This window comes from Limnobaculum eriocheiris (assembly GCF_021010575.1).
Taxonomy (GTDB): Bacteria; Pseudomonadota; Gammaproteobacteria; order Enterobacterales; family Enterobacteriaceae; genus Limnobaculum; species Limnobaculum eriocheiris.
On record NZ_JAJNAG010000011.1, the window covers coordinates 1 to 13,062 of the forward strand.

Here is a 13,062-nt window from a genome sequence, read left to right on the forward strand (position 1 = left end):
TTTGCGAACCCATCTTAAACGGTTGACCCGCAAGACTATCTGCTTCTCAAAGTCAGAAGAAATGCACGATAAGATCATCGGATGGTATCTGACGATCAATCATTACCACTAAATCTGCGTCACGACCAACTTTTTCATGATAACAGAGGGTTATTCTGTTGAATTATCATGTAAAAATAGAAATTTCGACTGGTAACAACTATCATTAACGAGTAGCAATATAAGGGAAACGCTGCTCAGCTAATGAACCAAATAAAAGGTGAGTTTGAGCAGTTAGTCTGACAGGAATGTGTTTTTTTTGGAGGTTAATATGGGTTTTATTGTTTGGATCGTATTGGGTTTAATCGTTGGTATTTTGGCTAAATGGATCATGCCTGGCAAAGATGGCGGTGGTTTTATCGTAACCGTTATTCTGGGGATTGTTGGTGCATTAGTCGGGGGATATATCAGTTCCTTCTTCGGTTTTGGTTCTGTAGATGGTTTCAATATTGGTAGCCTGGTTATTGCCGTTCTTGGTGCGCTGCTGGTTCTGTTTATCTACCGCAAAATCAAAGGCTAATCAGTTAGCTATTTGATAACATCAGCTGCTAATTTAGCGGCTGATGTTTTTTCTGGCATAGTATTATTTATCTGTGAGTCTTAACTGAATATCATGCAGTGGCTTTAAAGGCATGTAATCGGTTCATCGCTTTAGTTATATCTTCTTTAATCAAAATATCCGTACAGCGCACCGCCTCATCAATAGCTTCATCAATCATTTTCTGTTCAGAAGCCGGTGGTTTACCAAGAACAAATCCGGTGACTCTATTTTTGTCACCCGGATGACCAATACCAATTCTTAAGCGATAAAAGTTGGGGTTATTGCCCAGTTTGTTAGCGATATCTTTCAGACCGTTATGACCACCATTGCCTCCGCCCAACTTTAGTTTAGCTACGCCCGGGGGAAGGTCGAGCTCATCATGAGCCACCAGAATTTCATCGGGAGCAATGCGAAAAAAGCTGGCCATTGCCAGTACTGATTTTCCACTTAAATTCATAAAAGTAGTAGGAACTAATAGCCTGACATCATCGCCGGCAATATTCAGACGAGCGGTATAACCAAAAAACCTGGCTTCTTCTTTTAGCGGTTGATTATGGCGTTCAGCTAACAGATCAACAAACCAGGCCCCGGCATTATGACGAGTTTGGGCATATTCTGCCCCCGGATTGGCTAAACCGACAATTAATTTAATGCTGCTCACAGTCAATTCCTACAAACATGATGGTATTGGGAAGACAAAATAATAAGCGGGTTAGTTTACTCTTAGTCTATCGAATTACAAAATTGCGACCAGATTATGTTATTGAAGCGTTGTACTCATCAAAAAAGTGTTGTTATTGCCTTAGCACAAATTGCGAAATTTGCTGTCTAATGAATTGTAAGCAAATTGTAAGAATTATTGGCCACGCTGTGATCGTAGCCACACAAATAATGTATTTACGTGTCTATACTCATAGTGAAACAAAAGTTAAGTCACTTCAGCAAGCTTTTGGTGGAGGGTACTATGAAACGCAGAAACGCAGTTTTGCTTGGCAATGTCCTAATGGGATTAGGTTTGGTTTCAATGATAGGGGGTGTAGGCCTGACTATTCTTGGCCATCTGAAGGATGTGGTACTTTTACCGGGAGACCTGGCCCATATACCCGTGATGGGGATTTTTGTTGGTGCCTTAGTGTGGTTGGTTGGTGCTCGTATTGGTGGGCGTGATCGGGTTGCTGATCGTTATTGGTGGATCAAACACAGCGACAATGGTGCCCGTAAATGCGGATATCGCCATAAACATTTGTAGGTTAAGCTTTAGGATAATTGAGTCCAAAAGTTAAACGGTAGAGTGCTGTAACTATTGATTAATCATTATACAGGCATACCATCATGGTGCTTATCAATTGAAAAACCCGCTATTCAATATTGAATAACGGGTTTTTTTCATTAGACAACGTTTGCCAATACTTAGCGATTAATGCTCAAACATGGCAGAAATTGACTCTTCGTTACTGATACGGCGAATCGCCTCAGCCAGCATGCCAGAAAGCGTTAATGTACGAACTTTATTAATCGCTTTGATTTCGGCAGACAGCGGAATGGTGTCACAAACCACCACTTCATCAATCACGGAGTTTTTGATGTTATCAACGGCATTACCTGAGAAGATCGGGTGAGTCGCGTAAGCAAATACACGTTTCGCGCCACGCTCTTTCAGTGCTTCAGCTGCTTTACACAGGGTGCCACCGGTATCAATCATGTCGTCAACCAGAACGCAGTCGCGACCGTTAACATCACCAATAATATGCATCACCTGAGAAACGTTAGCCCGTGGGCGACGTTTGTCGATGATAGCCATATCGGTATCGTTAAGCAGTTTAGCAATAGCGCGGGCACGAACTACGCCACCAATGTCCGGAGAGACAACAATCGGGCTTTCCAGATTTTGTTGCAGCATATCTTCCAGCAGAATCGGGCTACCGAATACGTTATCAACCGGTACATCGAAGAACCCTTGAATCTGTTCAGCGTGTAGATCTACGGTTAAAACACGGTCAACGCCAACGCTGGAAAGAAAGTCAGCAACGACTTTAGCGGTGATAGGTACACGGGCAGAACGTACACGACGGTCCTGACGGGCATAACCAAAGTAAGGAATTACCGCAGTAATACGACCAGCAGAAGCGCGACGCAGCGCATCAACCATTACGACTAATTCCATTAAATTGTCATTGGTTGGTGCACAGGTGGATTGGATAATAAAGATATCGCCACCACGTACGTTTTCATTAATTTGAACACTCACTTCACCGTCACTAAAACGGCCTACAGCGGCGTCACCAAGAGATGTATAAAGACGATTGGCTACACGTTGTGCTAGTTCCGGCGTAGCGTTACCAGCAAAGAGCTTCATGTCAGGCACGAGAAGAACCTCAGGCTTGCATCCAGATAAGATATCATCGCGGGCAGGGATAGAGCTGACCCATTGATGATATACGGAAATAGAGACTACAAAATGCTGTAAACAGGGCCGACTCCAGAATAGCTTTGGTTACAACATTTAAGGTAGTACTCATTCTTGCCTTGAGAGTATAGCTTGCAGCGGTGAGGTATTGACACCTTGCGCAACAAAACCATGTAACCACTCAGGGGCTTGTTTTAACACGTCAACAGCCGCCGCTTGCGTATCGAATTCTGAAAATACACAAGCACCTGTTCCCGTTAAACGTGATGGTGCATATTCTAACAGCCAAGAAATGAGCTGTTCAACCTCGGGGAACCTTTTTCTTGCGATTGGTTCACAATCATTTAAAAAAGGTGAGGCTAAAAGGGTGGTAAGAGTACGTTTTGGCGTATTTCTAACCAGGTCCGGATCGTTAAAGATAAAGGGTGTGGGAATATGTACTCCCGGATGAGCGACTAAATACCATTTCTCTTTTGGTTGAGCGGGTTGTAATTTTTCACCAACGCCTTCAGCAAAAGCGGCATGCCCATAAATAAATATTGGAACATCGGCTCCCAGCGTTAATCCTATTTTGCATAACTGTTCCGGTGTCAAACCGCATTTCCATAGACGATTGAGTGCCACAAGTACCGTTGCCGCATTAGAGGAACCGCCGCCCAGACCACCGCCCATAGGTAAAATTTTGCTTACGGAAATATCCGCGCCCAGATGACAGTTGCTGAACTGCTGTAGCATTCGGGCGGCACGAATAATCAGATTTTGTTCATCCGGAACGCCACTAATCGGTGTTAACAGACAAATTTGATTATCCTGACGTAGTGCAAAATTAAGGGTGTCACCATAATTAAGAAACTGAAACAGTGTTTGCAAGTCATGGTAGCCGTCAGGACGACGGCCATTAACATACAAAAACAGGTTTAGTTTGGCGGGGGAAGGCCAGTCAACCATCATTGCAATGTCCAGTTGTCCATCTTCAGTTTGATGCGTTCTTCATCATGGGATATTTCCAGACGGCTTGGCAGGGCCGGTTGAACATCCTGATTATAGGCCTGATAGTCAACGGTCCAGGTTTGTCCGTTTTGTTCCAGTGTCACTTTATGCAGGCGGGCTTCAGGAGTCAGAGTGTAATTTTTAGCATCCGCCGGCAGGCCAAGCATCCATTTACGCATGTTATTGAGTGGAATGGTCATACCCGTCAGTTCCTGAATCATTTTTTCAGCATCGTCGCTAACATAGCGTTGACCTTTATCATCAGTTAACTGAACCAGACCCGGCTGAACGTTTAGTTCCATAACGGTATTACCTAATGGATTGGTTAATACTAAACGATATTGGTCAGGATTCTGTTGTTGCCAAAAGAATCTGGCATACACCTTCTGCTCTGATGACAAATAAGCAAAAGCCCCACGAGTTTGATATTGAGATAGGGCCGTAACTTGTTGTTGGTGCTGTTGCCATTCAGGGGAAGAGGGTGAAACCGCCGTACCCTGTTGACCGGTTAAAGTACAGGCAGTCAGAAATAGGCTGGCTAAAGGGAGCAGTTTCAGAAAAGTAGAAGTCCGTGTAAATATCATGATGTTCTCGCCGGGATCCTGTCGATAACCGATAACGCTAATGACCTTAAGGTAAAACGTCAATCGGATTGTTATTACGGATAAAAAATTAATGGCACAAAGTATATCTGTTTTATGCCGATAAATCCCGCAAACGCACTCTCACGATAAGTAGTGACTTTTATTGGTAGTCAGCATCAAGTAGAATATGCCAACGAAATGCCGATTCAACTGAGAATCTACAATAACTATAACTATTTCATGACGCTGTTTGCACTTGGAATCAATCATAAAACTGCCCCGGTATCATTGAGGGAAAAGGTCACTTTTTCTCCGGATACATTAGGTGATGCATTGCAAAGCCTGCACCAACAACCTTTGGTGCAGGGCGGTGTTGTGTTGTCTACGTGTAACCGAACCGAGCTGTATTTAAGCGTTGAGCAAGATGAAAACATCCTGCAACAGTTAATTAAATGGTTATGTCAGTATCATCAGCTATCACCGGAAGAATTAACGAAAAGTTTGTACTGGCATCAAGATTCTGAAGCGGTCAATCACCTGATGCGTGTTGCCAGCGGGCTGGATTCTCTGGTGTTGGGTGAACCTCAGATTTTGGGGCAGGTAAAGAAGGCGTTTGCTGAATCGCAGGAACATCGTAAGTTAAATACTGAGCTTGAGCGCCTGTTCCAGAAATCATTCTCCGTGGCAAAACGTGTTCGTACCGAGACCGAAATCGGTTCCAGTGCGGTGTCGGTTGCTTTTGCTGCCTGTACCCTAGCCCGTCAGATTTTTGAATCTATGGGTGACGTGAATGTACTGCTGGTCGGCGCGGGTGAAACCATTGAGTTGGTGGCGCGTTATTTACGTGAGCATCAGGTGAAAAAAATGGTTATCGCTAACCGCACGCGAGAAAGAGCGCAGCAGTTAGCGGATGAAGTTCAGGCGGAAGTTATCACTCTGCCTGAAATCGATGAGCGTCTGTATAAGGCCGATATTGTTATCAGTTCAACCGCCAGTCCGTTACCTATTATTGGTAAAGGTATGGTTGAACGCTCGCTAAAAGCTCGTCGTAACCAGCCAATGTTATTTATCGATATTGCTGTACCACGCGATATCGAGCCCGAAGTGGGTAATTTGTCAAACGTCTATCTGTATACCGTTGATGATTTGCATGCGATTATTGAACACAATTTATCGCAGCGTAAAGCGGCAGCCGTTCAGGCTGAAGATATTGTTCAGCAGGAAAGCGCAAACTTTATGGCATGGATGCGCTCACAGTCTGCGGTCTCTTCCATTCGGGATTACCGTGCGATGGCGGATGGCATTCGGGAAGAGTTAGTGGAAAAGGCTCTGTTTTCCATTGAACAAGGGGCTGATGTTGAAAGTACCATTAATGAACTGGCCCATAAGCTCACCAACCGTCTTATCCATGTACCAACCAAATCTCTTCAGAAAGCGGCAAGCAGCGGCGATCTGGAGCAATTAAATGTATTACGTGACAGCCTCGGGCTGGATCAGTATTAGTTTCTTTTATTTTATTCACAAGGTGTTTAGCCACGCATGAAACCTTCTATTGTTGCTAAATTAGAAGCATTACAAGAGCGTCACGAAGAAGTACAGGCACATCTGGGTGATGCGTCTGTTATCGCCGATCAGGACAGATTCCGTGCGCTTTCGCGGGAGTATGCACAACTGGAAGACGTCACTAACTGTTTTCGTCAATGGCAGAAAGTGCAAGAGGATCTGGTCGCCGCTGAGATGATGCTGGCCGACCCTGAAATGCGTGAAATGGCTCAGGAAGAAATCGATGAAGCCAAACAGCAAATTGAAACTCTGGAGCAGCAGCTTCAGGTATTGCTGCTGCCGAAAGATCCTGATGATGAACGTAACTGTTACCTTGAAGTGCGGGCAGGTACCGGTGGTGATGAAGCGGCAATTTTTGCCGGCGATCTGTTTCGTATGTATAGCCGCTATGCAGAATCTCGCCGCTGGCGCGTAGAGATTATGAGTGCTAACGAGGGTGAGCACGGTGGTTATAAAGAGATCATCACCAAAGTAACCGGTGATGGTGTATATGGCCAGCTTAAGTTTGAATCTGGTGGTCATCGGGTGCAGCGAGTACCGGAGACGGAGTCCCAGGGGCGTATTCATACCTCAGCCTGTACTGTTGCGGTGATGCCAGAAATTCCGGAAGCGGAACTGCCGGATATTAACCCGGCGGATCTGAAAATTGATACTTTCCGTTCTTCCGGCGCAGGTGGTCAGCACGTTAACACCACCGACTCTGCTATCCGGATAACCCACTTACCAACCGGTATTGTGGTGGAGTGCCAGGATGAACGTTCCCAGCACAAAAACAAAGCCAAAGCGCTATCGGTATTAGGTGCACGTATTCGTGCAGCAGAAATGCAAAAACGCCAGTCTGAAGAGGCTTCAACCCGCCGTAATTTATTAGGTACCGGCGATCGTTCTGACCGTAATCGGACCTATAACTTTCCTCAGGGACGGGTAACCGATCATCGTATCAACCTGACGGTTTACCGTTTAGATGAAGTGATGGAAGGGAAACTGGATATGCTCATTCAACCTATTGTTCAGGAATATCAGGCTGACCAACTGGCAGCGCTATCTGAGCAGGATGCATAATTTGACACCATGACATTTAATCAATGGTTAGAGCAAGCCATCGCTAAATTAACCGGTGGTGACAGTCCTAAACGGGACGCGGAAATCCTGTTGGGACATGTGACGGGAAAAACGCGCACATTTCTGATGGCATTTAGTGAAACTGAGCTGAATGCTGAACAGGAATCTCGTCTTGACGAACTATTGTGCCGAAGACTACAGGGAGAGCCTATTGCCTATCTGGTGGGTTCCCGTGAGTTCTGGTCGCTATTATTAAAGGTTTCGCCAATTACCTTGATTCCCCGACCGGATACCGAGAAGTTGGTGGAGCTGGCATTAGAACGTTTACCCACTGTTGATTGTGATATTCTGGATTTAGGTACCGGAACCGGTGCTATTGCGCTGGCATTAGGTCATGAACGCCCCGATAGCTCAGTAACCGGCATCGATTATCAGGTGGAGGCGGTTTCGCTGGCGCAAGATAATGCAGACAATCTGAATATCAACAACGTCCATTTTGTACAGGGTGACTGGTTTGAGCCGCTGAGTGATGCCTATTTTGATATGATCGTCAGTAACCCACCCTATATTGATGAAAGCGATCCTCATTTGTATCAGGGGGATGTACGTTATGAGCCAAACAGTGCCTTAATTTCTGCACAGCAAGGCTTTGCCGATTTAAACCATATTATTGAACAAGCACCGGAATACCTTAAGCCCGGCGGCTGGTTATTGTTGGAACATGGATGGATGCAAGGGGAGCAGGTGCGAACTCTGTTTAAACAACGCGGCTTTGAGTTAATTGCTACTCATCAGGATTATGGTGGCAATGAAAGAGTGACGCTGGGGCGCTGGTTTAAACATTAAACTTGAATTATTACTGGTCAGACACCAAATAAACAGGAACAGCTTTATATGTATATATGGGTAAAACATTTACATGTTCTCACTGCGGTAATCAGTATTGTGCTGTTCATTTTGCGTTTTTACTGGAAATGGCGTGGTTCTGCCATTATGCAGCAGCGTTGGATCAAGATTACACCTCATCTGAATGACACTATTCTATTTGGTACCGGTGTAATGTTAATCTTTATCACCCACTTTTATCCGTTCTCTGTTCAGGGAACCTGGTTAACTGAAAAGCTGATAGCACTGGTGATTTATATTGTTTTGGGATATATCGCTCTGGGAAAACGGAATCGGAGCCAGATGGTGAAATCGGTAGCATTTATGGCTGCAATACTCTGTCTGTATCTGATAGTTACATTAGCAACAAGTAAAATGCCGTTATTTATGGGGTATGCATGAAGCGCGGAAACATAACCGATTTTGAGTTTAACAGTCATCCACTAAGCGAGGGTATCTACCTGATTACTCGTTTCATTCGTGATGATTTTCCGGAAGATCAGGTTCGTTATGAGTTAGACCAGTTGGCGGAAAGGGCCAGAAGTATTATTTCCGCAGATCTGGAGGCGGATTTACAGCTCGAGCAGCTATTGGAGCTGTTCTATCATACCTGGGGATTTGGCGGCGCGGGTGGTGTCTACAATCTGTCAGATACCTTATGGCTGGATAAAGTGTTGAAAACCCATCAGGGAGCGCCTTCATCATTAGGTCTGATATTGATGTATATCGCTAATCGACTGGATATTCCTCTTTATCCGGTGATTTTCCCAACCCAATTGCTGATTAAAGCGGAATGGCTGGATGGTGACAGTTGGGTTATTAATCCACTGAATGGGGAAACCTTAACCAGTCATATTCTGAATGTCTGGCTAAAAGGGCATCTTGGCATCAGTGCAACCCTGAGCAATGACGACCTGAGTGATGCAGAGAACAGTCAGATTATTATACGGTTACTGGGTTCTCTTAAAGGGGCGTTAATGCAGGAAAATAAACCGGAGTTAGCACTGCGGGCCAGTGAACTGGCTCTGAGTTTTGATCCGGAAGACCCTTATGAGATTCGCGATCGTGGTTTGATTTATGCTCAATTGGAGTGCAACCACATTGCAGCAAAAGATTTAAATTATTTTGTAGAACAGTGCCCGGAAGATCCGGTAACTGAGATTATAAAATTACAGCTTAACAATATTGAACAAAACACCGTTACGCTTCATTAAGATGCGGTCAATGGCGGCAGTTAAATCTGTTAATCAAAAGATTAAGGAAAAGGCAGCATGAGTCAGAAAGTGGTTAAAATTGGTGACATCAAGGTAGCTAACGACCTGCCATTTGTTCTGTTTGGTGGGATGAACGTGCTGGAGTCACGAGATCTGGCGATGCGTATCTGTGAATATTACGTTACTGTTACGCAAAAGTTAGGCATTCCTTATGTCTTTAAGGCCTCTTTTGACAAAGCCAATCGCTCTTCTATTCACTCTTATCGCGGTCCGGGTCTGGAAGAGGGGATGAAAATTTTTCAGGAGCTAAAGCAGGCGTTTGGTGTAAAAATCATTACTGATGTGCATGAAAGCTGGCAGGCTCAACCGGTGGCTGATGTGGTTGACGTCATTCAGTTACCGGCATTCCTGGCACGCCAAACCGATCTGGTGGAAGCCATGGCGCGTACCGGTGCGGTCATTAACGTTAAAAAGCCTCAGTTTGTTAGCCCGGGTCAGATGGGGAATATCGTCGATAAATTTAAAGAAGGCGGTAACGATCAGGTTATTCTCTGCGATCGTGGCAGTAACTTTGGTTATGACAATCTGGTTGTAGATATGCTGGGCTTTAACGTAATGAAGCAGGCAACGGGTGGTCATCCGGTGATTTTCGACGTAACCCATGCTTTACAATGCCGCGACCCGTTTGGCGCTGCATCTGGTGGACGTCGCGCTCAGGTTGCCGAGCTGGCCCGTTCCGGTATGGCGGTTGGTATTGCCGGTCTGTTTATTGAAGCGCATCCGGATCCTGCTCATGCTAAGTGTGACGGCCCTTCCGCACTGCCGCTGGATAAACTGGAGCCATTTCTGATGCAAATGAAAGCCATTGATGAACTGGTTAAGAGCTTCCCGGAGCTGGATACCAGTAAATAATTTTGAAAATAGCGAAGTAAAAAGGGGAGCGTTGGCTCTCCTTTATTTTTTCAGTATAAATATAAAATTGATGTTATTCATTTTTTAACACGCATTAGTTTTAATGCTGTTAATAAATTATCCTCCTCATACATTAAGATTGCGTTATATTTTTATTTAGCTGTGTTAAAAATTTTTTAGTAAATGCTACGAATTGTTTCAATGGGTTGATAACCTGTGTTTGCGTGTTATTATCCCCAAATTCTCAAAGGGTTGAGGATATTAATTGCTTTCCAGGGAGATAGCATATGTTTAAGAAAATCTGTTTAATTGTTCCTTTAATTATTTCTCCAGCCGTCTTTGCTGCGGAATCTAACGCGGGTAAAGATTACTGTGCAATAAAAGAGGAGAAAATCAATCAGCAGATAGAATATGCAAAGAAATATAATAACCCGAATCGTTTAGCGGGGTTAGAGCGAGCATTAAGTAATGTGAAAGCTCACTGTAGCAATAAAGGCTACGTTGTCGATGTTGAGTGTAAGATAGCGGATAAAGAGCGTAAAGTTGAAAAGCGCCGTCAGGAGCTGGCCGAAGCAAAAGCTTCCGGTAAGTCTGACAAAATCAGTAAAAAACAGAAGAAGCTTCGGGAAGCTGAGACCGAACTGGATGAAGCGTTAAATTTACTGTAATTAATCAACGTTAATCCGTGAAATGATAAGCCCCGTTTAAAACGGGGCTTTATAATCATTAGACACTGTGTTTCCGACTAATCAGGAATTTCAGACTCCGCTATCAGTGCCTCCTCCAGAGAGGCATAGAACGCCAGTTTACCAGCAATAGGTTTAATACCCGCTCGCGCCAGCGTTTTTAATGGCTGATACTGAATATCACAGTTAATCAATTCAGTACCTTCCGGCAGAATGTCGATAAACCGTTGGAATGCGCTAAGGCCACCGGCATCCAGCACTGGCACCGCATCCCATTGCAGAATAATCACCCGTTGGTTTTCAATACGCTGTGTCAATTCATTAAAGATTCTTTCTGCGGCAGCGAAGAACAGCGGGCCGCTAACGCGCATCACCAGACGATCGGTAGTTGATTCTGTGGTTATTTCCGTTAAACGCGTCATGCGAGCAATTCGACGCATAAACAGCAACGAAGCCAGAACGATACCTACGGTGATGGCGATAACCATATCGAACAGTACCGTGAGGCTCATACAGAGCAGCATCACGATAATGTCGTCTTTTGGCGCACGACGTAATATATCGATAACTTTATGCGCTTCGCTCATGTTCCATGCTACTAACAGCAACAGTGATGACATCGCGGCCAGTGGCAAGTAGGAAAGCGCAGGGGCCAAAACCAGTAACGCCATAATTACCAGTATTGAGTGAACAATGGCAGAAATCGGAGAGCTGGCACCGGCCCGCACGTTAGCCGCAGAGCGGGCAATTGCCGCAGTCGCGGTAATACCGCCAAAGAAGGGCGCGGTTAAATTTCCCAGCCCCTGACCAATTAACTCATCGTTAGAGTGATGCTTTTTACCGGTCATGCCGTCCAGAACCACGGCACAGAGCAGTGATTCAATAGCCCCCAACATAGCCATTGAGAAAGCGGCAGGTAGTAAGGCAGAAATGGTGTCCCAACTGAGCTCAAAGCTTTTGCCACTGATATCTGGAATGTTCCAGGGCAGCACAAACTGTGGAAGAATCGGTGGAATACCCTGACCGCTACTGCCGTCTGGCATCAGGTAATGGAATTTGGAGCCAATAGTGGCAACGGGATAACCAAACCAGGAAAGCAGGGCCATAACGGCGGTTCCTGCCAGCAATGCCGGTAAATGGCCGGGAATTCGTAATTTTAAACGGGGCCACAGTATCAACACGGCTAAGGTTACGCTGGCGATCAGAGTATCTGCCCAACTGATGGTTGGCATAGCGGACGCTAACGCGACGACCTTATCTATGTAGTGTTCCGGTACATCCAGCGTCAGGCCAAAAAAATCCTTAACCTGCATGGTCGCAATAGTGATACCGATACCGGAAGTGAAACCTAAGGTGACAGAGATAGGGATATATTCAATCAGGCGACCAAAACGGGCCAGCCCCATAAGTACTAAAAACACCCCGGACATCAGGGTGGCAATCAACAAACCAGACAGACCAAACTGTTGAGATACCGGATAGAGAATAACCACAAAGGCGGCGGTCGGTCCGGAAACGCTATAGCGAGAGCCACCGGTAACCGCAATGACAATACCAGCAATAGCCGACGTGTACAGACCATATTGAGGGGGCACACCACTGGCGATAGCCAGGGCCATAGCCAGTGGGATTGCGATAATCCCTACGGTAATGCCGGCAATAATATCTTTAAGGAAACGTTGAAGTGTGTAGGACTCGTGCCAACAGGCGTCAATTAATGCACTGAACGGTCTGACACCGTTAATTCCATGCGTTTTCATCGTGGGATAACCTGACCCTAAATAGAGCTAAAAAAATGGCGGGCCGACGTGGCCCGTCGCATAAATTTATCTGATAACCATACTCCCTTTGCAAAATTATTGCATGGGGTATATCAATGAATCTGACTATTTCATTGTGAAGTAAAAATAATCGGTTTATTCCCCCGATAAAAGATGATTAATGCTTTGTTTGCTAAGGGTAAGTCGGGGGTTAAAAAGCAAAGTTAAATCAATTGAGGCATTGAATCAGAGTCAGTTGTGGTCAATCAGACCTAACTATCTAATTAATCTAAATAACGTCAGGTTATATGTGGCTGTAAAAGAAGGAGGTCACGCAAATATGGCAAGGCAGGCTTTATTGGGTTATAGCCGTTGATCCACGATTTTCCACCGGACAGGTTAAAAAACATATTGTGATA

The 13,062-nt window shown here is 45.1% G+C and carries 15 protein-coding genes; 10 read left to right on the forward strand and 5 right to left on the reverse strand.

What is annotated here, in order from left to right:
• Nucleotides 1–112: IS1 family transposase (locus LPW36_RS06935; protein ID WP_230607651.1), on the forward strand; the 112-nt coding region annotated here is incomplete at its 5' end.
• Nucleotides 113–310: 198 nt separating this feature from the next.
• Complete coding sequence (locus LPW36_RS06940; RefSeq protein WP_230608780.1) at nucleotides 311–559, forward strand: GlsB/YeaQ/YmgE family stress response membrane protein; 249 nt, start codon at nucleotides 311–313, stop codon at nucleotides 557–559.
• Between the two features lie 91 nt (nucleotides 560–650).
• On the opposite strand, the gene pth is transcribed toward LPW36_RS06940, so the two are convergent.
• Nucleotides 651–1,241, reverse strand: coding sequence for an aminoacyl-tRNA hydrolase (gene pth, locus LPW36_RS06945; RefSeq protein ID WP_230608781.1), 591 nt, complete (start codon nucleotides 1,239–1,241; stop codon nucleotides 651–653).
• A 303-nt stretch (nucleotides 1,242–1,544) separates the two neighbouring features.
• Between pth and ychH the strand changes: the two genes are divergently transcribed.
• A complete protein-coding gene (gene ychH, locus LPW36_RS06950; protein ID WP_230608782.1) occupies nucleotides 1,545–1,829 on the forward strand; it encodes a stress-induced protein YchH in 285 nt (94 codons plus the stop codon).
• Between the two features lie 168 nt (nucleotides 1,830–1,997).
• Here the strand turns inward: ychH and prs are convergent, their stop codons facing one another.
• From prs to lolB, 3 genes are all read right to left on the reverse strand, one after another.
• The gene (prs, locus tag LPW36_RS06955; protein ID WP_047781175.1) at nucleotides 1,998–2,945 is read right to left on the reverse strand and encodes a ribose-phosphate diphosphokinase; all 948 of its coding nucleotides are present in this window, start codon (nucleotides 2,943–2,945) and stop codon (nucleotides 1,998–2,000) included.
• Between the two features lie 150 nt (nucleotides 2,946–3,095).
• Nucleotides 3,096–3,938, reverse strand: coding sequence for a 4-(cytidine 5'-diphospho)-2-C-methyl-D-erythritol kinase (gene ispE, locus LPW36_RS06960; protein WP_230608783.1), 843 nt, complete (start codon nucleotides 3,936–3,938; stop codon nucleotides 3,096–3,098).
• Nucleotides 3,935–4,561: a lipoprotein insertase outer membrane protein LolB gene (gene lolB, locus LPW36_RS06965; RefSeq protein ID WP_230608784.1), complete on the reverse strand. Its 627-nt coding sequence runs from the start codon at nucleotides 4,559–4,561 to the stop codon at nucleotides 3,935–3,937. Before lolB ends, ispE begins: the two co-directional genes overlap by 4 nt.
• 240 nt (nucleotides 4,562–4,801) lie before the next feature.
• Between lolB and hemA the strand changes: the two genes are divergently transcribed.
• From hemA to LPW36_RS07000, 7 genes are all read left to right on the forward strand, one after another.
• Entirely contained in the window at nucleotides 4,802–6,064 is a 1,263-nt protein-coding gene (hemA, locus tag LPW36_RS06970; protein ID WP_230608859.1) for a glutamyl-tRNA reductase, read from the forward strand.
• A gap of 36 nt (nucleotides 6,065–6,100) precedes the next feature.
• Nucleotides 6,101–7,186: a peptide chain release factor 1 gene (gene prfA / locus LPW36_RS06975; RefSeq protein WP_230608785.1), complete on the forward strand. Its 1,086-nt coding sequence runs from the start codon at nucleotides 6,101–6,103 to the stop codon at nucleotides 7,184–7,186.
• Nucleotides 7,187–7,195: 9 nt separating this feature from the next.
• The gene (prmC, locus tag LPW36_RS06980) at nucleotides 7,196–8,032 is read left to right on the forward strand and encodes a peptide chain release factor N(5)-glutamine methyltransferase (RefSeq protein WP_230608786.1); all 837 of its coding nucleotides are present in this window, start codon (nucleotides 7,196–7,198) and stop codon (nucleotides 8,030–8,032) included.
• 48 nt (nucleotides 8,033–8,080) lie between these two features.
• Nucleotides 8,081–8,473: a SirB2 family protein gene (locus LPW36_RS06985; RefSeq protein ID WP_230608787.1), complete on the forward strand. Its 393-nt coding sequence runs from the start codon at nucleotides 8,081–8,083 to the stop codon at nucleotides 8,471–8,473.
• The gene (gene sirB1, locus LPW36_RS06990) at nucleotides 8,470–9,285 is read left to right on the forward strand and encodes an invasion regulator SirB1 (RefSeq protein WP_230608788.1); all 816 of its coding nucleotides are present in this window, start codon (nucleotides 8,470–8,472) and stop codon (nucleotides 9,283–9,285) included. The genes LPW36_RS06985 and sirB1 overlap by 4 nt, the downstream gene beginning before the upstream one ends.
• A gap of 57 nt (nucleotides 9,286–9,342) precedes the next feature.
• Nucleotides 9,343–10,197 carry a 3-deoxy-8-phosphooctulonate synthase gene (gene kdsA, locus LPW36_RS06995; RefSeq protein ID WP_230608789.1) on the forward strand — a complete coding sequence of 285 codons (855 nt, stop codon included), beginning with the start codon at nucleotides 9,343–9,345 and terminating at the stop codon, nucleotides 10,195–10,197.
• Nucleotides 10,198–10,484: 287 nt separating this feature from the next.
• Nucleotides 10,485–10,865: a DUF1090 domain-containing protein gene (locus LPW36_RS07000; protein WP_230608790.1), complete on the forward strand. Its 381-nt coding sequence runs from the start codon at nucleotides 10,485–10,487 to the stop codon at nucleotides 10,863–10,865.
• A gap of 77 nt (nucleotides 10,866–10,942) precedes the next feature.
• Here LPW36_RS07000 and dauA read toward each other — a convergent pair whose 3' ends face one another.
• On the reverse strand, nucleotides 10,943–12,643 hold the full coding sequence (dauA, locus tag LPW36_RS07005) for a C4-dicarboxylic acid transporter DauA (protein WP_230608791.1): 1,701 nt from the start codon (nucleotides 12,641–12,643) through the stop codon (nucleotides 10,943–10,945).
• Nucleotides 12,644–13,062: the final 419 nt, after the last annotated feature.

What these genes read in the sequence shown, in the direction of transcription:
- LPW36_RS06940 (WP_230608780.1), top strand. Translation starts at nt 311, where the DNA reads ATGGGTTTTATTGTTTGGATCGTATTGGGTTTAATCGTTGGTATTTTG.
- ychH (WP_230608782.1), top strand. Translation starts at nt 1,545, where the DNA reads ATGAAACGCAGAAACGCAGTTTTGCTTGGCAATGTCCTAATGGGATTA.
- ispE (WP_230608783.1), bottom strand. Translation starts at nt 3,938, where the DNA reads ATGATGGTTGACTGGCCTTCCCCCGCCAAACTAAACCTGTTTTTGTAT.
- lolB (WP_230608784.1), bottom strand. Translation starts at nt 4,561, where the DNA reads ATGATATTTACACGGACTTCTACTTTTCTGAAACTGCTCCCTTTAGCC.
- hemA (WP_230608859.1), top strand. Translation starts at nt 4,802, where the DNA reads ATGACGCTGTTTGCACTTGGAATCAATCATAAAACTGCCCCGGTATCA.
- prfA (WP_230608785.1), top strand. Translation starts at nt 6,101, where the DNA reads ATGAAACCTTCTATTGTTGCTAAATTAGAAGCATTACAAGAGCGTCAC.
- prmC (WP_230608786.1), top strand. Translation starts at nt 7,196, where the DNA reads ATGACATTTAATCAATGGTTAGAGCAAGCCATCGCTAAATTAACCGGT.
- LPW36_RS06985 (WP_230608787.1), top strand. Translation starts at nt 8,081, where the DNA reads ATGTATATATGGGTAAAACATTTACATGTTCTCACTGCGGTAATCAGT.
- sirB1 (WP_230608788.1), top strand. Translation starts at nt 8,470, where the DNA reads ATGAAGCGCGGAAACATAACCGATTTTGAGTTTAACAGTCATCCACTA.
- kdsA (WP_230608789.1), top strand. Translation starts at nt 9,343, where the DNA reads ATGAGTCAGAAAGTGGTTAAAATTGGTGACATCAAGGTAGCTAACGAC.
- LPW36_RS07000 (WP_230608790.1), top strand. Translation starts at nt 10,485, where the DNA reads ATGTTTAAGAAAATCTGTTTAATTGTTCCTTTAATTATTTCTCCAGCC.
- dauA (WP_230608791.1), bottom strand. Translation starts at nt 12,643, where the DNA reads ATGAAAACGCATGGAATTAACGGTGTCAGACCGTTCAGTGCATTAATT.